This is a genomic window from Pseudomonas sp. AN-1 (assembly GCF_034057115.1).
Classification (GTDB): Bacteria; Pseudomonadota; Gammaproteobacteria; order Pseudomonadales; family Pseudomonadaceae; genus Geopseudomonas.
On sequence record NZ_CP139195.1, the window covers coordinates 658,598 to 678,948 of the forward strand.

22 protein-coding genes are annotated in these 20,351 nt (G+C 68.6%); 8 read left to right on the plus strand and 14 right to left on the minus strand.

Going from position 1 to position 20,351, the window contains the following annotated elements:
- Positions 1 to 9 precede the first annotated feature (9 nt).
- From SK095_RS02955 to SK095_RS02965, 3 genes are all read left to right on the plus strand, one after another.
- Positions 10 to 687 carry a DUF2064 domain-containing protein gene (locus tag SK095_RS02955; RefSeq protein WP_320547791.1) on the plus strand — a complete coding sequence of 226 codons (678 nt, stop codon included), beginning with the start codon at positions 10 to 12 and terminating at the stop codon, positions 685 to 687.
- The gene (locus SK095_RS02960; protein ID WP_320547792.1) at positions 684 to 1,436 is read left to right on the plus strand and encodes a TIGR04283 family arsenosugar biosynthesis glycosyltransferase; all 753 of its coding nucleotides are present in this window, start codon (positions 684 to 686) and stop codon (positions 1,434 to 1,436) included. The genes SK095_RS02955 and SK095_RS02960 overlap by 4 nt, the downstream gene beginning before the upstream one ends.
- Before the next feature lie 101 nt (positions 1,437 to 1,537).
- The gene (locus SK095_RS02965; RefSeq protein ID WP_320547793.1) at positions 1,538 to 2,878 is read left to right on the plus strand and encodes a ferric reductase-like transmembrane domain-containing protein; all 1,341 of its coding nucleotides are present in this window, start codon (positions 1,538 to 1,540) and stop codon (positions 2,876 to 2,878) included.
- Between the two features lie 57 nt (positions 2,879 to 2,935).
- Here SK095_RS02965 and SK095_RS02970 read toward each other — a convergent pair whose 3' ends face one another.
- The 6 genes from SK095_RS02970 to SK095_RS02995 all read right to left on the minus strand — a co-directional run bounded on the left by SK095_RS02970 (position 2,936) and on the right by SK095_RS02995 (position 8,530).
- Positions 2,936 to 4,375 carry an NAD(P)(+) transhydrogenase (Re/Si-specific) subunit beta gene (locus SK095_RS02970; RefSeq protein WP_320547794.1) on the minus strand — a complete coding sequence of 480 codons (1,440 nt, stop codon included), beginning with the start codon at positions 4,373 to 4,375 and terminating at the stop codon, positions 2,936 to 2,938.
- A gap of 1 nt (position 4,376) precedes the next feature.
- A complete protein-coding gene (locus tag SK095_RS02975) occupies positions 4,377 to 4,691 on the minus strand; it encodes an NAD(P) transhydrogenase subunit alpha (RefSeq protein ID WP_041506114.1) in 315 nt (104 codons plus the stop codon).
- Between the two features lie 29 nt (positions 4,692 to 4,720).
- Entirely contained in the window at positions 4,721 to 5,845 is a 1,125-nt protein-coding gene (locus SK095_RS02980) for a Re/Si-specific NAD(P)(+) transhydrogenase subunit alpha (protein WP_320547795.1), read from the minus strand.
- A 111-nt stretch (positions 5,846 to 5,956) separates the two neighbouring features.
- The gene (locus SK095_RS02985) at positions 5,957 to 6,724 is read right to left on the minus strand and encodes an enoyl-CoA hydratase/isomerase family protein (RefSeq protein ID WP_320547796.1); all 768 of its coding nucleotides are present in this window, start codon (positions 6,722 to 6,724) and stop codon (positions 5,957 to 5,959) included.
- Between the two features lie 124 nt (positions 6,725 to 6,848).
- On the minus strand, positions 6,849 to 7,781 hold the full coding sequence (locus SK095_RS02990; RefSeq protein ID WP_320547797.1) for an electron transfer flavoprotein subunit alpha/FixB family protein: 933 nt from the start codon (positions 7,779 to 7,781) through the stop codon (positions 6,849 to 6,851).
- Positions 7,781 to 8,530, minus strand: coding sequence for an electron transfer flavoprotein subunit beta/FixA family protein (locus tag SK095_RS02995; protein ID WP_320547798.1), 750 nt, complete (start codon positions 8,528 to 8,530; stop codon positions 7,781 to 7,783). The genes SK095_RS02990 and SK095_RS02995 overlap by 1 nt, the downstream gene beginning before the upstream one ends.
- Positions 8,531 to 8,818: 288 nt before the next feature.
- Here SK095_RS02995 and SK095_RS03000 point away from each other — a divergent pair, with 288 nt between their 5' ends.
- Positions 8,819 to 9,559, plus strand: coding sequence for a hypothetical protein (locus SK095_RS03000; RefSeq protein ID WP_320547799.1), 741 nt, complete (start codon positions 8,819 to 8,821; stop codon positions 9,557 to 9,559).
- Between the two features lie 118 nt (positions 9,560 to 9,677).
- Here SK095_RS03000 and SK095_RS03005 read toward each other — a convergent pair whose 3' ends face one another.
- Entirely contained in the window at positions 9,678 to 10,808 is a 1,131-nt protein-coding gene (locus SK095_RS03005; protein ID WP_320547800.1) for a LuxR C-terminal-related transcriptional regulator, read from the minus strand.
- A gap of 309 nt (positions 10,809 to 11,117) precedes the next feature.
- Here SK095_RS03005 and SK095_RS03010 point away from each other — a divergent pair, with 309 nt between their 5' ends.
- Positions 11,118 to 11,951: an SDR family NAD(P)-dependent oxidoreductase gene (locus SK095_RS03010; RefSeq protein WP_320547801.1), complete on the plus strand. Its 834-nt coding sequence runs from the start codon at positions 11,118 to 11,120 to the stop codon at positions 11,949 to 11,951.
- Positions 11,941 to 12,864, plus strand: coding sequence for an alpha/beta hydrolase (locus SK095_RS03015; protein WP_320547802.1), 924 nt, complete (start codon positions 11,941 to 11,943; stop codon positions 12,862 to 12,864). Before SK095_RS03010 ends, SK095_RS03015 begins: the two co-directional genes overlap by 11 nt.
- Positions 12,865 to 12,985: 121 nt before the next feature.
- On the opposite strand, the gene SK095_RS03020 is transcribed toward SK095_RS03015, so the two are convergent.
- The 4 genes from SK095_RS03020 to SK095_RS03035 all read right to left on the minus strand — a co-directional run bounded on the left by SK095_RS03020 (position 12,986) and on the right by SK095_RS03035 (position 15,998).
- On the minus strand, positions 12,986 to 13,750 hold the full coding sequence (locus SK095_RS03020) for an SDR family NAD(P)-dependent oxidoreductase (protein WP_320547803.1): 765 nt from the start codon (positions 13,748 to 13,750) through the stop codon (positions 12,986 to 12,988).
- Between the two features lie 2 nt (positions 13,751 to 13,752).
- A complete protein-coding gene (locus SK095_RS03025) occupies positions 13,753 to 14,562 on the minus strand; it encodes an SDR family NAD(P)-dependent oxidoreductase (RefSeq protein WP_320547804.1) in 810 nt (269 codons plus the stop codon).
- Between the two features lie 14 nt (positions 14,563 to 14,576).
- Positions 14,577 to 15,404, minus strand: a complete 828-nt coding sequence (locus SK095_RS03030; RefSeq protein ID WP_320547805.1) for an SDR family NAD(P)-dependent oxidoreductase — start codon at positions 15,402 to 15,404, stop codon at positions 14,577 to 14,579.
- Positions 15,405 to 15,485: 81 nt separating this feature from the next.
- Positions 15,486 to 15,998, minus strand: coding sequence for a flavin reductase family protein (locus SK095_RS03035; protein ID WP_320547806.1), 513 nt, complete (start codon positions 15,996 to 15,998; stop codon positions 15,486 to 15,488).
- A 269-nt stretch (positions 15,999 to 16,267) separates the two neighbouring features.
- Between SK095_RS03035 and SK095_RS03040 the strand changes: the two genes are divergently transcribed.
- Complete coding sequence (locus SK095_RS03040; RefSeq protein ID WP_320547807.1) at positions 16,268 to 17,401, plus strand: LLM class flavin-dependent oxidoreductase; 1,134 nt, start codon at positions 16,268 to 16,270, stop codon at positions 17,399 to 17,401.
- A gap of 182 nt (positions 17,402 to 17,583) precedes the next feature.
- Here the strand turns inward: SK095_RS03040 and SK095_RS03045 are convergent, their stop codons facing one another.
- Entirely contained in the window at positions 17,584 to 18,426 is an 843-nt protein-coding gene (locus SK095_RS03045; protein WP_320547808.1) for an alpha/beta fold hydrolase, read from the minus strand.
- Positions 18,427 to 18,594: 168 nt separating this feature from the next.
- On the opposite strand from SK095_RS03045, the gene SK095_RS03050 reads away from it, so the two are divergent.
- Positions 18,595 to 19,368, plus strand: coding sequence for an SDR family oxidoreductase (locus SK095_RS03050; protein WP_320547809.1), 774 nt, complete (start codon positions 18,595 to 18,597; stop codon positions 19,366 to 19,368).
- Positions 19,369 to 19,427: 59 nt separating this feature from the next.
- On the opposite strand, the gene SK095_RS03055 is transcribed toward SK095_RS03050, so the two are convergent.
- Positions 19,428 to 19,886 carry a nuclear transport factor 2 family protein gene (locus SK095_RS03055; RefSeq protein ID WP_320547810.1) on the minus strand — a complete coding sequence of 153 codons (459 nt, stop codon included), beginning with the start codon at positions 19,884 to 19,886 and terminating at the stop codon, positions 19,428 to 19,430.
- Entirely contained in the window at positions 19,886 to 20,272 is a 387-nt protein-coding gene (locus SK095_RS03060; protein WP_320547811.1) for a steroid Delta-isomerase, read from the minus strand. Before SK095_RS03060 ends, SK095_RS03055 begins: the two co-directional genes overlap by 1 nt.
- Between the last annotated feature and the right edge of the window lie 79 nt (positions 20,273 to 20,351).

Sequence of the window (20,351 nt, forward strand, 5' to 3'; positions counted from 1 at the left end):
GTCCTGTCCATGTCCGAGCGAAACAGCCCTCCCCCTGCCCTGGTTCTGGTCTGCAAGCGTCCGGCTCCCGGGCACGGCAAGCAGCGTCTGGCGGCGCGCCTGGGGACGGCGGCGGCACTGGAGATCGCCGAGCGGCTGCTGGACTGCGCGCTGGAGGACCTGGCGGCCTGGCCGGGCGCGCGGGTGATCGCCCCGGATGCGGCGCAGCACTGCGCCTGGGCCGCCGGACGACTGCCGGAGTGCCTGTGCCTGGCGCAGCCGCCCGGCAACCTCGGCGAGCGGCTCAACGCCCTCGACCGCCGCCTGCGTGCGGCCGGCCATCACGCCCTGGCGTTCATCGGCAGCGACGCCCCGGCGCTGACAGAGGAGCACTACCGGACGGTGCGCGCCGCCCTCGCCGAGGTCGACACTGTGCTGCTCGCCGCCCGTGACGGCGGCGTGGTGCTGATGGCCTCGCGGCGGCCCTGGCCGGACCTCGCCGGCCTGCCATGGAGTACCCCCGGCCTGGGCGCGGCGCTGGCCGAGAGCTGCCGGCGCGCCGGCCACTCGCTGCGGGTCTGCGGCGAGTCCTTCGATGTCGACGAGGCCGCCGACCTGCTGCAGGTCCGCCGCCACCTGGCAGGCGATCCGCGGCCGGCGCGGCAGCAACTGCTCGCCGCCCTGGCCGGGCTCGAGGTGTGCGCATGAGCGACGCCGCCGGGGTCAGCGTGATCATTCCCTGCCTGCACGACGAGGTCGTGCTGCGCAACCTGCTCGGTCAGCTGCAGGATGAGGCCCGTCGGGACGGCCAGCCGCTGCAGGTCATAGTCGTGGATGGCGCGCGCAGCCAGCGCTGCCGCGCCCTGTGCGAGCTGCACGGCGCCCTCTGGTCGCCGGCCGATCCCTGCCGTGGCGAGCAGTTGCGCCAGGGCGCAGCGCTGGCCACGCACGACATCCTCTGGTTCCTGCATGCCGACGCCGAACTGGACGGCCAGCCGCTGGCCGAGCTGCGCCAAGCCATCGCCGAGGGGGCCGTGGGCGGCTACTTCGCCTTCCGCTTCAGCGGCGCACCGCCCTGGCAGGGGCGGCTGATCGAATGGGCGACCAACTGGCGCACCCGCATCGGCGTGCCCTATGGCGACCAGGGCCTGTTCGTCAGCCGCAGGGCCTACTCCAGCGTCGGCCAGCACGCGCCCTGGCCGCTGTTCGAGGAGGTACCGCTGGTCCGCGGCCTGCGCGCGCAGGGCGAGCTGCGCTGCATCGCGCAGGGCCTGCGGGTCAGCCCGCGGCGCTGGCAGCGCGACGGCTGGTGGCGGCGCTGCCTCGGCAATCGCCTGCTGGCCCTGAGCTTCGCCGTCGGCATCGCCCCGCAGCGCCTGGCCCGGATGTATGCCGGCCGGCCCTGTGCAGCCAGGCGGCGAGGTGCCGGTGGCCGGAAACGGCCGCTGGGCTCCTAGATCCGTGCGCCAGAAATGAGCCGCACACTGTCTGGAATCAGTATCCTGCAGCTGTCCGCATGCGATCCTGCGGGCGTTCTCCCCTGCAAGGAATCCGCATCATGAAGAACATCAAGTCGAGCTGCCTGGTCCTGTTCCTCGGGCTGACGCTGCTCTGGCTGCTGGCCGACGACGTGCTGACCCGCGACTACGAGTTCTTCGCCCTGCGCGGCTCGCTGGTCAACCTCACCGGCATCCTCGCCATGGGCGCGATGAGCTTCGGCCTGCTGCTGATCATCCGCTGGTCCGCAATGGAGTCGCTGCTCGGCGGCCTGGACAAGAACTATCGCCTGCACAAGTGGCTGGGCATCGGCGCGCTGGTGCTGTCCATCGCCCACTGGCTGTGGGCCAAGGGGCCGAAGTGGATGGTCGGCTGGGGCTGGCTGGAGCGGCCGGTGCGCAAGGCCGGTGGCGCCGCTGCGGGCAGCGAGCCCTCGGCCGTGGTCGCCTTCCTGCGCAGCCAGCGCGGCCTGGCCGAGGAACTCGGCGAGTGGGCCTTCTACGCCGCTGTGCTGCTGATCGTCCTCGCCCTGCTCAAGCGCTTCCCCTACCGCTGGTTCTTCAAGACCCACCGTCTGCTGGCCATCGTCTACCTGGTGCTGGTGTTCCATTCGGTGGTGCTGATGAAGACCGCCTACTGGAGCTCGCCGCTGGGCCCGCTGATGGCCGCGCTGATGCTCGGCGGCACGGTGGCCGCGTGCATCTCCCTGCTGCGCCGGGTGGGTCACGCGCGGCGCGCGGTGGGCGTCATCGAGTCGCTGGAGCATCACGAAGGCAACCGCGTGCTGGGCGTCGGCATCCGCCTGCAGGATCGCTGGCCCGGGCACGAGGCCGGGCAGTTCGCCTTCGTCACCTTCGACCGCGCCGAGGGGCCGCACCCCTTCACCATCTCTTCCGCCTGGCACGACGACGGCCAGCTGCTGTTCAACATCAAGGGCATCGGCGACTACACCCGCACTCTGCCGCAGACCCTCGGGATCGGCGACATGGTCACCGTCGAGGGCCCCTACGGGCGCTTCGACTTCGGTGGCGAGCAGAACGCCCAGGTGTGGATCGGCGGCGGCATCGGCATCACCCCCTTCATCGCCCGCATGCAGGCGCTGGCGCAACACCCGGACGGCCACAGCGTCGACCTGTTCTACTGCACCAGCGAGCCGGACGAGGCGTTCATCACCCGCCTGCGCGGGCTGGCCGAGCGCGCCGGCGTACGCCTGCACGTGCTGGTCAGCGCCCGGGACGGCCGCCTGACGGTCGAGCGCCTGTGCCAGGAGGTACCCGCCTGGCAGTCCGCCAGCTTCTGGTTCTGCGGCCCGGCCGGCTTCGGCCAGGCGCTGCGCGAAGGGCTGGTGGCGCGCGGCCTGGACTCCGCCGACTTCCACCAGGAGCTGTTCGACATGCGCTGATGCGCCCGAGGCAAGGCAGGAACGACCCCGTGCGGAGGCCGTTCCTGACGAAGCCCGTCAGGCCTCGACGGCCTTGACCATGTCCTCGACCACCTTCTTGGCGTCGCCGAACACCATCATGGTCTTGTCCATGTAGAACAGCTCGTTGTCGAGACCGGCATAACCGCTGGCCATCGAGCGCTTGTTGACGATCACGGTGCGCGCCTTGTACGCGTCGAGGATCGGCATGCCGGCGATCGGCGACTTCGGATCGGTCTTCGCCGCCGGGTTGACCACGTCGTTGGCGCCGAGCACCAGCACCACGTCGGCCTGGCCGAACTCGGGGTTGATGTCCTCCATCTCGTGCACCTGCTCGTAGGGCACCTCGGCCTCGGCCAGCAGCACGTTCATGTGCCCCGGCATCCGCCCGGCCACCGGGTGGATCGCGTACTTCACGGTCACGCCGCGGTGGGTCAGCTTCTCGGTCAGCTCCATCAGCGCGTGCTGGGCACGCGCCACCGCCAGGCCGTAGCCGGGGACGATGATCACGCTGTCGGCGTTGCCCAAGAGGAACGCGGCGTCGTCGGCCGAGCCGCTCTTCACCGGGCGCTGCTCCTGGCTGCCGGCGACGGTTGCACCGGCTTCGGCGCCGAAGCCGCCGAGGATCACGTTGAAGAACGAGCGGTTCATCGCCTTGCACATGATGTAGGAGAGGATCGCGCCGCTCGAACCGACCAGCGAACCGGCGACGATCAGCATCGAGTTGTTCAGCGAGAAGCCGATGCCGGCCGCCGCCCAGCCCGAGTAGCTGTTGAGCATCGACACCACCACCGGCATGTCGGCGCCGCCGATCGGGATGATGATCAGCACGCCGATCACGAAGGCCAGCGCCACCAGCACGGCGAAGGCGGTCAGGTCACCCGTGAAGGTGAAGGCCAGACCCAGGCCGACGATCGCCAGACCGAAGGCCAGGTTCAGCCAGTGCTGGCCGGCGAAGGTCACCGGGGCGCCCTGGAACAGGCGGAACTTGTATTTGCCGGACAGCTTGCCGAAGGCGATCACCGATCCGGAGAAGGTGATGGCGCCGATGGCTGCGCCGAGGAACAGCTCCAGGCGGTTGCCGGCCGGGATGGCGTCGCCCAGCTGCGCGACGATGCCCAGCGACTGCGGCTCGACCACGGCGGCCACGGCGATGAATACCGCGGCCAGGCCGATCATGCTGTGCATGAAGGCGACCAGCTCGGGCATCTTGGTCATCTCGACGCGCTTGGCCATGATGGTGCCGGCCGTGCCGCCGAGCAGCAGGCCGAGCAGCACGTAGCCGATGCCGGCGCCTTCGCCCATCTGCGCGCCGAGCTTGTAGATCAGGCCGACGGTGGTGAGCACGGCGATGGCCATGCCGACCATGCCGAACAGGTTGCCGCGGCGCGAGCTGGTCGGGTGCGAGAGGCCCTTGAGCGCCTGGATGAAGCACACGGACGCCACGAGGTAGAGGGCGGTGATCAGGTTCATGCTCATCTCAGTGCGCCTCCGCCTTGGCCGGCTTGTCTTTCTTCTTGAACATTTCCAGCATGCGCCGGGTGACCAGGAAGCCACCGAACACGTTGACCGCGGCCAGCGCCACGGCCAGGGTGCCCATGGTCTTGCCCAGGCCGGTTTCGGTCAGCGCGGCGGCCAGCATGGCGCCGACGATGACGATGGCGGAGATGGCGTTGGTCACCGCCATCAGCGGGGTGTGCAGCGCGGGAGTGACGTTCCATACCACGTGGTAGCCGACGTAGATCGCCAGCACGAAGATGATCAGGTTGTAGAGACCGTCGGAGATCGGGTCCATGGTTGTTGTCCTTGTAATCTGGGGAGCAATCAGGCGGCGTTGCGACGGACCAGCTGGCCGCCCTCGCACATCAGGCAGGCGGCGACGATGTCGTCTTCGCGGTTGAGCTGGAACTTGCCTTCGCCGTCGATGACCAGCTTGAGGAAGTCCAGCAGGTTGCGCGCGTACAGGGCCGAGGCGTCGGCCGGCACCAGCGCCGGCAGGTTGCTGTGGCCGACGATGGTCACGCCGTGGCGCATCACCACCTGGTCGGCGACGGTCAGCGGGCAGTTGCCGCCCTGCGCCGCGGCCAGGTCGATGACCACCGAGCCGGGCTTCATCGCCGCCACGGTGTCCTCGTGCAGCAGGATCGGCGCCGGACGGCCGGGGATCAGCGCGGTGGTGATGACGATGTCGGCCTGTTTGGCCTTCTCGTGCACCGCCCTGGCCTGGCGCTCCATCCAGGATTTGGGCATCGGCCGCGCGTAGCCGCCGACGCCCTGGGCGCATTCGCGCTCCTCGTCGGTCTCGAACGGCACGTCGACGAACTTGGCGCCGAGGGACTCGATCTGCTCCTTCACCGCCGGCCGCACGTCCGAGGCCTCGATCACCGCGCCGAGGCGCTTGGCGGTGGCGATCGCCTGCAGGCCGGCGACGCCGGCGCCGAGCACCAGCACGCGGGCGGCCTTCACCGTGCCGGCGGCGGTCATCAGCATCGGCATGAAGCGCGGGTAGTGGTTGGCGGCGAGCATCACCGCCTTGTAGCCGGCGATGTTGGCCTGCGAGGACAGCACGTCGAGGCTCTGCGCGCGCGAGGTGCGCGGCGCCGCCTCGAGGGCGAAGGCGGTGATGCCGCGCTCGGTCATGCGCGCTAGGTTGGCGTTGTCGAACGGGTTGAGCATGCCGACCAGCACGGCGCCGGGCTGCATCAGCTGCAGCTCGTCGGCGTCGGGCGCGGCGACCTTGAGCACCAGGCCGGCGCCGAGGGCCTCGGCGGCCGAACCGATGCGTGCGCCGGCGGCGACATAGGCGTCGTCCGGGACGCTGGCGGCAACGCCGGCTCCCGACTGGACGACGACCTGGTGGCCCTGGCTGACGAGTTTCTTGACCGTTTCCGGCGTGGCGGCCACACGGGTCTCGCCGGGGTGGGTTTCGCGGGGAATACCGATGTGCATTCCGCTCTCCTTGATTTCTGGGTCTTGACCCCGGCCCGTAGGGGCGAATTCATTCGCCTGCCGGGGTATCCGGGCGAATGAATTCGCCCCTACAACGGATTGATGTGCCGCTCAGCCGCGCTTGCGCCGGGCGTAGAAGGCGTCGATGGCCTCGACGAACTCGGGCCGCGTGGCGCAGTCGAGGAAGCCCCGGTGTTCGGCGGCGAGCTGCTCGGCCAGTGGCTGTTGCAGGGACTGGCGCAGCAGACGCTTGAGATTGGCCAGGGCGTGCGGCGCCCGTCCGGCCAGACGCTCGGCCATCTCGAGGGTCGCTTCGGCCAGCTTCTCGGCCGCCACCACGCGGTTGAGCAGGCCCAGGCGCAGCGCCTCGGCGGCATCGAACGGCTCGGCCAGCAGGGCGACTTCCAGCGCCTGGCGCAGGCCGAGCAGGCGCGGCAGCGCCCAGGAAGCGCCGCCGTCGCAGCTGGTGGCGATGTCGGTGTAGGCGAAGCTGAAGCGCGTGCCCTCGGCGGCGATGGCCAGATCGGCGCCCAGCACCAGGCTCATGCCGGCGCCGGCGGCGGCGCCGTGCACGCTGGCCAGCACCGGCTGGGGCATCTCGGCGAGCAGTTGCACGGCCTGGTGCAGCGGGCGGATCAACGCGTCGGCGGCCTCCACCGGCGCGGCGCGCATCGCCGCCAGGTCGCCACCGGCCATGAAGGCGCGACCGTTGCCACTGAGCACGACGACGCGCACGGCGCTGTCGCCGGCCAGCGAGCGGCAGGCCTCCAGCAGGGCATCGGCCAGATCGACACTCAGGGCATTGAGCACGTCCGGACGGTTGAAGCGCAGATGGGCGACGGCCCCGCTGCGCTCGACGAGCAGAGGTGAATCGGTCATGGCAGTCTCCCGGGATGGGTGCAAAGCAATCGCATGAAGCCAACCTGCCGATCTGTAGGGGCGAACTCATTCGCCTTGCGGGTGTTTTGGCGAATGAATTCGCCCCTACAGCGGACCAGGCGATTTACAGGGCGCGCTCCAGCTCGGGCACGGCTTCGAACAGGTCGGCGACCAGGCCGTAGTCGGCGACCTGGAAGATCGGCGCCTCCTCGTCCTTGTTGATCGCCACGATCACCTTCGAGTCCTTCATGCCGGCCAGATGCTGGATGGCGCCGCTGATGCCGACGGCGACGTACAGTTGCGGCGCGACGATCTTGCCGGTCTGCCCCACCTGCATGTCGTTGGGCACGAAGCCGGCGTCGACCGCGGCGCGCGAGGCGCCCACCGCGGCGCCGAGCTTGTCGGCCACGCCGTAGAGCAGCTGGAAGTTGTCGCCGTTCTGTATGCCGCGGCCGCCGGAGACGACGATCTTCGCGCCGGTCAGTTCGGGGCGCTCGGACTTGGCGATTTCCTCCGCGCCGACGAAGGCGGAGATGCCGGCATCACTGCCCGGGCCGACCGCTTCGATGGCGGCGCTGCCGCCCTCGCCCGCCACCGCGTCGAAGCCGGTGGCGCGCACGGTGATGACCTTGACCGAAGCCGAGGACTGCACGGTAGCGATGGCGTTGCCGGCGTAGATCGGCCGCTGGAAGGTATCGGCGTCGATCACCCTGATAATCTCGGAGATCTGCTCGACATCGAGCAGCGCGGCGACGCGCGGCAGGTAGTTCTTGCCGTTGGTGGTGGCCGGGGCCAGCACGTGGCTGTAAGCGCGGGCCAGCTCGACGATCAGCGGCGCGAGGTTTTCCGGAAGCTGGTGGGCGTAGGCCGGGGCGTCGGCGAGCAGCACCCTGGCGACGCCGGCGACCTTGGCGGCAGCCTCGGCCACGGCGGCGCAACCCTGGCCGGCGACCAGCACGTGGATGTCGCCACCGATCTGGGCGGCGGCGGCCACGGTGTTCAGGGTAGCGGCAGCCAGGGAGGCGTTGTTGTGTTCGGCAATGACGAGAATGGCCATCAGATCACCTTCACTTCGTTCTTCAGTTTCTCGACCAGTTCGGCCACCGACTTGACCTTGATGCCGGCGCTGCGTGCGGCCGGGGCCTCGACCTTGAGCACCTTCACCGTCGAAGCGGTGGAGACGCCCAGCGCCTCCGGAGTGACGGTCTCCAGCGGCTTCTTCTTGGCCTTCATGATGTTGGGCAGGGAGGCGTAGCGCGGCTCGTTGAGGCGCAGGTCGGTGGTGACGATGGCCGGCAGTTTCAGCGCAACGGTCTGCAGGCCGCCGTCGACCTCGCGGGTGACGGTGGCGCGGTCGCCGGCGATTTCCAGCTTCGAGGCGAAGGTGCCCTGGGCGAAGTCGGTCAGCGCGGCGAGCATCTGGCCGGTCTGGTTGTTGTCGCTGTCGATGGCCTGCTTGCCGAGGATCACCAGCTGCGGCTGTTCCTTGTCGACCAGCGCCTTGAGCAGCTTGGCGACGGCCAGCGAACCCAGCTCGTCATTGGCCTCGACCAGCACGGCGCGATCGGCACCGAGGGCCAGCGCGGTGCGCAGCTGCTCCTGGGCGGCGCTGGGGCCGACCGAAACCACCACCACTTCGCTGGCGATGCCCTTCTCCTTGAGGCGCACCGCTTCCTCCACGGCGATCTCGCAGAAGGGATTGAGCGCCATCTTGACGTTGGCCAGATCGACACCGCTGTTGTCCGCCTTGACCCGGACCTTGACGTTGTAATCGACCACGCGTTTCACGGGGACCAGGATTTTCATGCAACCTCCAACGTATTTCGAGCAGTTGCATGGAGCCTATGGCACAGGAACATCGGCGTGCATCGTTCACTTGAACTAGTGCATGCATGATGGTGCGGCACATATTCCCTGGAGTGCCCCTCGGCATCGTCCATGAAGACTATGGGCAGATCGCGAGTCTGGATCTCTAATATCGTTCGCGCGATTGAATACTCATAGTGCAGATGACGACCGGGCAGCAATATCAGTGCAAATCGGTCTTGGCGTCGTCTACCTGAACGATTGCCGAACAATCACAAAGGATGAAACATGCAAAGAGCCATTCTCCTGACCGTGCTGCTCTTTTCATCGATGGCAAGAGCTGCCCCCGCCACACTCCAGCAAGTGCACGAGATACGCACCCATGGGTTCATGCTGTGCGCGAACCTGCTCCTCTATTACAACAACCAGGATCCGACGGCCGCCTTCGACCCGGCGGCGCGCGAGGCCTATCGGCGGAATCTGCGCGAGCTCGACCCGCTGGTGACTGCGCTCGCAGACAAACCGGCGATAGCCGCGGCCCTGCAGGGGCTGAAGACCAGCATCGGCGAACTCGAGCAGCAGCCGGAAAATGCTCGCGTGCTCTATACATCGTCGCTGAATCCCGTGATGCACGCCCAGAACGATCTCGACGAGGCTGCCGGCGCGGCCTATCGCGAAGCGGAGGAGAAAGATCCTGTAGTTGCCAGCCTGCACCAGATGAGTCTGGATATGAGTCGCCTGTTGTTGATTCATCAGGGCAAGGGTTTCGACAATCTCGGTATTCACTCGGTAGAGCTGGATGAGCACAGCATCAATACAATCGATCAGCGCATCGGTTCGAGCTATGAGAACCTGCTGAAACTCGCACCCGAGATAAAGGCCGAACTTGACGAAGTGTGGAGAAACTACAGTTTCGTCCGCCAGCACCTGAAGGCCGACGACAAGGGTAGCGTCTCCCGAAGTGCGAGCCTGTATCTGGGCAAGGGGGTGGAGATGCTCGACATGCTGGCCAGAAACGCTTCGCAGTAGTCGCCGACAGTTCCGAATGGGGCAGCGGCAGAGCAACCGACCACTATCCAGGTCCGCACTCCCTGTGCCGGCCTGGATCATGGTTGCGCTCCTGCCGCCGTTCGCGGCCAGTACGAAGTCAGCCGAGGGTGGCGACGCTGCGCAGGATCAGGCGCACCAGCATGGTCTGCCGGGTCACACCGGTCTTGGAGAAGGTCGAGCGCAGGTGCGCACGGGCGGTGTTGCGGCTGATGCCCAGCTCGTCGGACGCCTCGTCCAGGGTCAGGCCATTGGCCAGCAGCAGGGAGATCTGCGCTTCCGAGGGGGTCAGGTCGAACAGCGCGCGGACGATCTCCTGCGGTGGACGCGACTCCTGCTCCGGGTCGCCGATGAAGATGGCCACGGCGGGACACTGCTTCGCCCCGCTCCACTCGCCCGGCGGCACCGAGCGCACCACGATGCCGAAGTCGGCGCGACCGGAGGGGCGCTGCACGCGCATGGCCTCGACTACCGAGGGATTGCCGCTCTTCTGCGACAGCAGCGCCTGCTTGATCAGCTGGCGGAACTTCTGGCTGTCGCGCGGCGTGCCGACCTGCAGCCCGTCGCTGACCAGCTTGACGCCGTCCTTCTCCTGCACCAGCTGTTCGGCCACCCGGTTCATCTGCAGCACCTTGCCGTCCGAATCGAGCAGGATGGTGCCGACCGCCATCTGGTCCACCGCACCGGCGTACAGGTCGCGCTCGCTCTCGATGCGGTTCAGGCGCATGTGCAGGATCATCGCCCGCTCCAGATGCGGCAGGAACAGGGTCAGCAGGTCCTTGTCGGCCTGGTTGAACGGCGGATCGTTGCGCCCGCGACTGATGCGGATGCGGCACTGGGCGCCGTCCGCGGTGTTGATGTCGGCGCCGAGCACATGGAACACGTCGGTCGGCTCCATGAAGCTCTTGTAGAAGTCCGAGTTCAGCCAGTCGTTCAGGGCGACGAACTCGGTGAGCGAGACCACCTGGCGGTTCGGCAGGTCGACGAAGGGGTCGAGGCGATAGAAGTGCTGGTGGTAGGAACTGGTGACCTCCTCCGAGGCGCCCGCGGTGGAGATGCTCAGGCCGTCCACATGCTGGCTCGGCGGGCGCAGGATGAAGGTGGCGTACTTGGAGGCCAGCAGGTCCTTGAGCTCGTCCAGGAAGGTGTTCCAGGGCACGGATTCCAGGGGGCCCTGATAGAGATGCCCGAGCATGTCGCCGAGGCGTTCCAGAGTGAGCGAAGCAGTCATGATGGGTGGTACTTTGTAATTGTTCTGGACGTTCTGCAGCATATTACGGCCTTCTGAGCTGGCGCAATGAAACGGCCGGGCAGTCCGTCGCCCGCCCTCCTGACGCATTCCGGGCGGTACCGTGGCGGGACGTGCATGAGCCCGCCACGACACGTTCGAGCGATGGCCCTGCCCCGGCTGGAGCAGGACACCCGCGCCGCCATTCTCTCCTCGTCCCACGCTTTTGCCTTAGTCCGCTCGGACGTAGCGACGCCCCCGGCCGCCTGAAATAACGGCGGGATCTGGCAGACCAGCGAGGAGCGCACAGCCATGCACCAACCCCAGCACCGCGTCGCAGTGATCACCGGCGCGGCCAGCGGCATCGGCCGCGGCCTGGCCGAACGGGCCATCATCGAGAGACTGCATCTGGTCCTCGCCGACCGCGACGGCGAGGCGCTCGAGCGCCTCGCGGCGCAGCTGCGCGAGCAGGGCGTGCAGGTGCTCACCCAGGTCACCGACGTGGCCGATGCGGCGCAGCTGGAGCGCCTGCGCGACGCCGCCGTGCAACGCTTCGGCGCGGTCGACCTGCTGTTCAACAACGCCGGGGTGATGCAGACCGGCAGCTGCTGGGAACTCAGCGAGGCGCAGTGGCAGCGCGCCCTGGCAGTCAACCTGGGCGGCGTGATCAACGGCATCCGCGCCTTCCTGCCACTGCTGCTGGCCCAGGGCCGGCCGGCCCACGTGGTCAACACCGCCTCCCTCGCCGGCCTGCTCAACAGTCCGTTCATGGCCGCCTACAACGTCACCAAGCAGGCGGTGGTAGCCCTCTCCGAGAGCCTGCACTACGAGATGGCCGCCCTGAATACCCAGGTCGGGATCTCGGTGCTGTGCCCCGGGCCAGTGGCCAGCGAGATCATGACCTCCGACCAGGGCCAGGGCGCCGGCGGCGAGCTGAACCGTCTGCTCGACGGGCAGATCCGCCAGGGCATGAGCCCGGCCGAACTGGCCGAACTGGTGTTCGCCGCCATCGCCGAGAAACGCTTCTGGATCCTGCCGCACAAGGGCTTCAAGCCGGCGCTGCGCGCCCGTCTGGAGTCGGTGCTGGAGGAGCGCAATCCGCAATTCAACCTTTTCGACCCGCAAGGAGACGCCCATGTCGCTTGATCCGCAGATCGCCGCCCTGCTCGCGCAGATGACCGCCCAGCCGGCCCCCGACTTCGCCCACCTGGATGCCGTGACCCTGCGCCAGGCCAGCGCCATGCCGCCGCTGTGCGCGCCGACGCCGCTGGCCGAGGTGCGCGAGCTGAGCGTCGCCGGCGCCGCCGGACCGCTGGCGGCGCGCCTGTACCGGCCGCAGGCGCAGCCCGGGCTGCCGCTGCTGGTGTTCTTCCACGGCGGTGGCTTCGTGCTCTGTGACCTCGACAGCCACGACGAACTGTGTCGCCGCCTGGCCCTGCTGAGCGGCGCGGCGGTGGTGTCGGTGGACTACCGCCGCGCGCCCGAGGCGCGCTATCCGGCGGCGGCGCTGGACGCCTTCCACGCCCTGCGCGACCTGGCCGCGCGCGGTGCCGAGCTGCAGGTCGACACCTCCCGCCTGGCCGTGGCCGGCGACAGCGCCGGCGCCAACCTGGCCATCGCCGCCTGCCGCCAGGCCGCGCAGCAGGGCGGCCCGCGCGTCGCCTACCAGTGCCTGTTCTACCCGGTCACCGACCTGCGCTGCGCCAGCCCCTCCTACGCAGCCTTCGCCGACGGCTACTTCCTCAGCCGGGCGATGATGGAGTGGTTCCGTGCGCAGTACCTGGAGCGCGCCGAGCAGGCCGAGGAACCGCTGGCCTCGCCGCTGCTCGCCGAGGACCTGGCGCAGCTGCCGCCGACCACCCTGCTCACCGCCGAATTCGACCCGCTGCGCGACGAGGGCGAGGCCTTCGCCGAGCGCCTGCGCACCGCCGGCGTGACGGTGCGCCTGCAGCGCGCCAGCGGCATGATCCACGGCTTCGCCAGCTTCGCCCCGCTGGTCGAGGGTGCCGCCGCGGCTCTGGAACTGGCAGCGAGCGACCTGCGTAACGCGCTGGCATAAACCTGTAGGGGCGAATTCATTCGCCAAAATGCCGCGTAAAGGCGAATGAATTCGCCCCTACAGGCGCCACAAAGCACAACGCCCGCCCTGATCTTCAGGGCGGGCGTTGTGCTTCAGCCGGTCAGCGCTGCGACGAGATATTGCCGCCGTCCACCACGATCTCCGCGGCGTTGATGTAGCTGGCCTCATCCGACAGCAGGAAGCGCACCACCCGGCCCAGTTCCTCGGGCTGGCCGAGGCGGCCGAGCAGGATACGCCGCTCGAACATGCCCGGATGGGCTGCGGCGATGGGCGCGACCATCGGCGTGAGGATCTGCCCCGGCGATACCGAGTTGACGCGGATGCCGTCGGCGCCGAGGGCGTCGGCCATCGAGCGCACCATCGACAGCATGCCGCCCTTGGAGGCGCTGTAGGACGGGATCAGGCCGTTGCCCAGGGTGGCGTTGATCGAGGCGATGCCGACCACGGAGGAGCCGGGATTGGCGCGCAGGTCCGGCAGCATGGCCTGCACCAGCAGGGCCATGGCGCGCAGGTTGACGTTCAGCACCGCGTCCCAGCGTGCGGCGGTGAGCCCCTCCAGGCCGCTCTGGTCGACCACCCCGGCGGCGTGCACCAGGCCGCCCGGTGCGCCCAGCTCGGCGCGGGTGCGCGCCAGCGCCGGGGCGATGGCCTCGGCGTCGCACAGGTCAATGCCGATGCCCAGGCAAGGCACGGCGTACTGCTCGGCGAGGCGTGCGGCGACGGCCTGCGCCTTCTCTTCCTGCAGGTCCCAGATGGCTACCGGGCGGCCCACCGCGGCCAGGGCCTCGGCGCAGGCCTCGCCGATGCCGGAAGCGCCGCCGGTGACCAGTACCGGGCTGGCCGGCGAGTTCAACAGATTGTGCATTGTTATTCTCCTCTGAGTTCGCTGGATGTCTGCGAGGTGTAATCGGTGGCGCCCACGTTAAGTTCGCAGGTCTTGCCGCCGTCGACCACCAGGCTCTGCCCGGTGATATAGGAAGAAGCGTCCGAGGCGAGGAAGAGGATGGCGTTGGCCACCTCGATCGGCTCGCCGATGCGCCGCAGCGGCACGGTGCGGGCGGTGCCGGCGATCATCTGCTCGCTGCGCAGCGCCTCACGGGTGCCCTCGCTCCACACCACGCCGGGAATGACCACGTTGACGCGGATGTTCTCGGCGGCGCCCTCCAGGGCCGCCGCGCGGCTGAAGTTGAGCACGCCGGCCTTGGCCGCGCCATAGGCGGACAGCCCAGGGCTGCCGAGCAGGCCGACCACCGAGCCGAGGTTCACGATCGAGCCGCCGCGGCCGGCCATGGCGCGGAACGCCGCGCGGGTGCCGAAGAAGGCCACGTCCAGGCTGCCGCGCAGGCTGCGCTGCCAGTCCTCGGTGCTGAGCTGGGCCAGCGGGCCCCAGGTGTAGTTGACGGCGTTGTTGACCATCACGTCGAGCTGGCCGAAACGCTCGACGGTGCGAGCTACCGCCTCATCGATGGCCTGCTCGTCGGTGACGTCGGCCTGCACCCAGTCCGCCTCGCCGCCGGCCGCGCGGATCTTCTCCACCACGGCCTCCAGCGGGGCCTGGCGGCGCCCGCAGACCATCACCTTCGCGCCCTGGGCGGCGAACAGTTGCGCGGCGGCCGCGCCGATGCCGGTGCCGGCGCCGCTGATCAGTGCCACTTTGTCCTGCATGCTCACACTCATGGTCGTTCTCCTTGTCAAAGCATCAACATGCCGCCACTGGCGGCGAGGGTCTGGCCGGTGAAGGCGCTGGATTCGTCGCTGGCCAGGAACAGGCAGGTCTGGGCGATCTCCCCGGGTTCGAGCATGTGCCCCAGCGGGATGGCGCGCTCCAGCGCCTGCACCCACTCGGCGGAGATCGATTGCATGATCGGCGTGCGGGTCGGCCCCGGGCACACCGCGTTGACCCGGATGCCGCGCGGGCCGAGGTCGCGGGCCAGGCACTTGGTCATGCCGAGCATGGCGGCCTTGGCCGTGCAGTAGGCCAGCGGCCCCTCGCCGCTCAGCGCCGACAGGCTGGCGACGTTGACGATCGAGCCCTTGCGGCCGCTCGCGATCATCAGGCGCACCGCCGCGCGGCTGCAGTAGAAGGCGCCGTCGACGTTGATGGCGAGCAGGCGCTGCCAGCCGGCGTCGGTCAGGTCGACGATCATGTCGGTGAACACGTCGGGCGTCTTGCCGGCCGCCAGCTGCGCGTTGCGCAGCGCCATGCGCTGCTGGTAGTGCTCGAAGCCGTCGCCGGGCACCTGGCCCAGTCCTGCGTTGTTGACCAGCACGTCGAGGCGGCCGTAGCGCCGCTCGACCTCGGCGAACAGCCGCTCCACGGCAGCGCCGTCGGCGATGTCGCAGCCATGGGCGAGGCCGTCGCTGCCGCCCGGCAGGCCCTCCAGCACCCGGCGCGCCGCCGCCTCGTCAATGTCCGCCAGCACCACGCGGGCGCCCTCGGCGGCGAACAGCTCGGCGGTGGCGCGGCCAATGCCCGAGCCGGCGCCGGTGACCAGCGCGACCTTGTCAGCAAGTCTCATGGGAATTCCTCGGATCGGGCGGGACGCTCCGCGCATCCTGGTGCTCAGGCGGCGCCCCGCTCGCGGATGTACCGGCGCGGCTCAGCTGGCCGCGGCCAGCGGCAGGGTCGCTGCCGTGGTGGTGTAGGTGCCATCCACGTAGACCAGCGGGCTGATCTCGCCGTGCTGGTGGATCTGCTCGATGCGGCCGATGAACACGGTGTGCGTGCCGTAGCGGAACTTGCCGTCCTGTTTGCAGAGGATCGCCGCCTGGGCATCGGCCAGCCAAGGGGTGCCCGCGGCGCTGGTCTGCCAGTGGCCCTGCTGGAAGCGCCCCTCGCCCTTGATCGGGCCGCTGCACAGGTGCGACAGGTATTCCTGCTGGTGGCCGAGGATGTTCACGCAGAAGTCGGCGCCCTCATCCAGCACGGCGTGCAGCGAGGCGCTCTGGTTCACGCAGATCAGCAGCGACGGCGGCTCGGTGGACAGCGAGTCGACGGCAGTGGCGGCCATGGCGAAACGCTCGCGGCCGTTGCTGGTGGTGATGATGGTCACCGACTTGGCCAGGCGACGCATCGCCTGGAGCATCTGGGATTTCAGATCGGTCTGGCTCATGGTTCGGCCCTCCTCATGGGTTGTGTCGGGCCGATTCTTGACCTGGGTCAAACGACCAGCATCGTCCCATGGGACTAGCAAGAACGGGGGCTCCGCCAGCCGATTCCCGCCCGCTCTGGGCCCCGTGCGGACGGGCCAATCCCGGCCCGGGCGGCGGGCCGAATTGGCTAGTCTGATCGGATGTATCTGCCCCTTCCTGCATTTCCGACCATGCGCCCGAGAGCCGGTATCGCCGGACCGACCAACCCGATAACAACAAGGGATAGCGCATGAAATTCTCCCTGATCTACGAAGCACAGACCCTCGACGCCACCCGCGAGGGCGACCGCCGCGTGTTCGACGAGACCGTCGAGCAGGCCGTGCTGGCCGACAAGCTCGGTTTCGACACCTTCTGGTGCGTCGAGCACACCGCCCTGACCAACTACTCGCACATGTCCGCGCCGGAAACCGTGCTGGCCTTCGTCGCCGGCAAGACCGAGCGCATCGGCATCGGTCACGGCGTGGTGTGCCTGCCGCCGGCGATGAACCATCCGGTCAAGGTGGCCGAGCGCATCGCCACCCTCGACCTGCTGTCCAAGGGCCGCGTGCACTTCGGCGTGGGCAAGGGCGGCACCCAGCAGGAAGCCGGCACCTTCGGCTACGATCTGACCACCCTGCACCCGCAGATCGACGAGGCGATGTACCTGATCCCGAAGATCTTCGTGCAGGACGAGATCGAGCATCACGGCGACTTCATCAAGATCCCCAAACGGCCGATCCATCCCAAGCCCTACCAGGACCCGCACCCGCCGATGTACCTGGCCTGCACCAACACCGAGTCGCTGAAGAACGCCGGCGGCCGTGGCATGGGCGCGCTGGTGCTGGGCTTCGGCGGCCCGGAGGAGATCGCCAAGAAGGTCGCCGTGTACCACGAGGCCTGGGACAACCGTAACGAGAAGAACCAGGTCGGCTTCCGTCCGAACCGCCACATCGCCGCGCTGTGCCCGGCCATCGTTCTCGAAGACAACGACAAGGCGCGCGCCATCGGCATCCGCGGCCAGCGCTACTTCATGGAATCGCTGGCCTACTGGTACGCCGGCGGCGAGCGCCCGGACCCGGCGAAGTGGCAGGACGACACCTTCATCGACAGCAACGGCCAGGCGGTGATCAAGTCGCGCTTCGCCTCCGAGGAGGTGACCGTGGACTTCTCCGACCCGACCCTGGCGATGATGAACCCCAACCACGCCTACGGCACCGTCGAGGACTGCATCGGCTACGTGCAGCGCCTGATCGACGCCGGCGCCGACGAGATCCTGTTCATCTGCCAGATGGGCACCGTGCCGCAGTGGGCGCAGCTGGAGACGCTGAAGAACATCGGCGAGAAGGTCATCCCCTACTTCCGCAACAAGCAGGCGCAGGGCTGACCAATCAGTGAACGCTGAAATCCGCTGCCCGATTCGGGGAGCGGATTTCCGGGGAAACACATGAACTGTAGGGGCGAATTCATTCGCCCGAAGGCCGTGCAAAAGGCGAATGAATTCGCCCCTACAGGATGGAGTCAACCTGCAGCGCCAGCGGAGCGATCCACTGGCGCTGCAGGCTTTGCTCATTGCCGGCCTTCGGCGAGGAAATCCAGGCAGGTGCGGTTGAACAGCTCGCGGTGCTCGACCATCACCCAGTGCCCGCACTCGCTGAGCAGCACGAAGCGGATGTTGCGGCAGGCATCCATCAGGGTCTGCGCCCCGGAGGCCGGGCAGAACTTGTCGTTCACGCCCCAGAAGCCGAGGATCGGGCACTGCAGCTCGGACAGGCGCGGCGCCAGGTTCGGCACCTGCATGGTGGACAGCACGCAGCGCGGCTGCTGGAGGACGACGGCGACCCGCTCCGCGACCGTCTCATCGCTGATCCCGCTGGCATCGTACAGCTGCAGGCCGAGCAGGCGTCGCATGCCGGCGGCGTCGTTCAGTTCGCCGTTGGCGAAGGCGGCGCCCATCTTCTGGATGCCTTCCATCTGCTGGTAGTACTGCTCCTTCTCCATCAGCCCGCCGGGCGCCATGAGGATCAGCTTGGCGACCCGCTGCGGCTGGTCCAGCGCCAGCTTGAGGGCGATGGCGCCGCCCAGCGAGTTGCCGACCAGCACGCAGCGCGGGATGTCCAGCGCATCGAGCAGGCCGCTCAGGGCATTGACGAAGAAGTCCAGGTCGTAGACGGTTTCCGGCTTGGCCGAGGCGCCGTAGCCCGGCAGGTCGGGCACGATCACCCGGTAGCCGGCTTCGGCGAACACCGGGTAGTTCTGCTTGAAGTTGCTGTGGCCGCTGGCGCCCGGCCCGCTGCCGTGGATGAACACCACCGGCTCGCCGGAGCCGGCCTCCGGGCAGCCGGCCTCAAGATAATGCAGCTGCAGCCCATCGTTCAGCGTCACAAATCGCCCTTGCGGTAGCGCGCCCATGGCGGCCCTCCCCCGTCTTGTTGTCGGAAAAGGCATTGTCCGAAGGGGGTTCTGCAGCGGAATCGTCCGAGGAGACTAAGCTGCGGCGCCGAGTCCCTTCGGACGAAGGCGCCGGCGCCCGGCCCCGCTAGCCTTGGCGGCATCAGCGACTGGCTAACGAGGTGATGCATGCACGATCCGATCGATTTCAGCGGCAAGGTGGTCCTGATCACCGGCGGCGGCAAGGGGGTGGGCCGCGGCATCAGCCTGGGCTTTCTCGAGCGCGGCGCCGAGGTGGTGATCTGCGGACGCAATGCGCCGGACAGTCTGCCGGCCCATGGCGGACGCCAGGCGGAGTTCGTGCCCTGCGACGTGCGCGACGTCGAGCAGGCCCAGCGCCTGATCGATGCGGTGGTCGAGCGCCACGGCCGCCTCGACGTGCTGGTCAACAACGCCGGCGGCGCCCCGCATGCCGACGCGGCGACCGCCTCGCCGCGCTTCTCCGAGTCGATCATCCGCCTCAACCTGCTGGCGCCGCTCAATCTCTGCCAGTTGGCCAACCGGGTGATGCAGGAACAGGCCGACGGCGGCGCGATCATCAACATCTGCAGCGTCAGCGCCATCCGCCCCTCGCCCGGCACCGCCGCCTACGGCGCGGCCAAGGCCGGCCTGCTCAACCTGACCCGCTCGCTGGCGGTGGAGTGGGCGCCGCGGGTGCGGGTGAACGCGGTGACCGCCGGGCTGACCCTCACCGAGCAGGCCGAGCTGCACTACGGCGATGCCGAGGGCGTCGCGCGGGTCGCCGCCAGCATCCCGCTGCAGCGCATGGCCAGCCCGCAGGACATCGCCAACGCCTGCCTGTACCTCGCCTCGCCGATGGCCAGCTACGTCAGCGGGGTGGACATCTGCGTGCACGGTGGAGGGGAAAGCCCGGCCTTCCTGGCCGCGGCCAACGCCGACTGAGCAACAAAAAACGGGGATCGCAATGATCCCCGTCCTCCCTTATCTCATCGCCACACCCTTCAGGAGCTGTGCGCCAGACTGGCGCCGCTTGTCTCGAAATGCCCGCGGAACGCGGTTTCGACGATGCGCCACTGCCCGTCGACGCGCCGGTAGCGATCCTGGTAGAAGCCGCCCAGCTTGCGGGTCGCGCCGGTCTCGCCGTCGAGGTTGCAGTAGCACAGTGCCCAGCGCCCCACCGCCTCGTCCCCATCCTCTCCCAGCAGGTAGATCTCCGGGTTGGCGCCGTGGTGCAGGTCGATCACCCGCGGCTGGCAGGCCAGCTCCTGGTAGACCGCGACGAAGCTGTCGCGGTCACGGAAGGTGCCGATCGGGCCGTAGTCGATGAGGATCTCCCCCTCGGCGAAGCAGTCGCGGATCGACTCGACCTGTTTGAGGTCGCAGGCATTGAGATAGCGGTGCTTGAGGCGCTGGATCGCCTCCAGCGCCTCCAGGCGGGCGATGCGGGCTTCCAGGTTCATCACAGGTCCCTCATGGTCAGGTTGGGCTCGCCCCAGTAGGCGCGCATGGAGCGGATGCAGCCTTCGGTGTCGAACTCCATCACGTCGATCACCTCGATCGAGCAGCGCCGCCCGTCCCAGTCGAGTTCGACGCGAAAGGGCACGGCGCCGTAACCGTTGTGGGTGGCGCGGACGGCGCCGTCGAGACTGGCGCGGGCCCGGCTTTGCCCCAGGCCCTCGCGGTAGAAGCGCTCGATGGCGTCGATGCCCTGGTGCACCGGCGTGCCCACCGGGTCCTCGACCGTGGCATCGGCGGCATACAGGGCAAGGATGCCGTCGATGTCGCCGGCATCCACCAGCTGCACGTAGAGGGCCATCTGGGCCTGGATCTGTTTGGGGGTAAGCATGTCGTCGTTCCTCGAGCCGCTTATCGGGCGTACACACGCGGCTCCGCGGGAGCCCTGTGGGGCCGAGTCTGGCGACTGG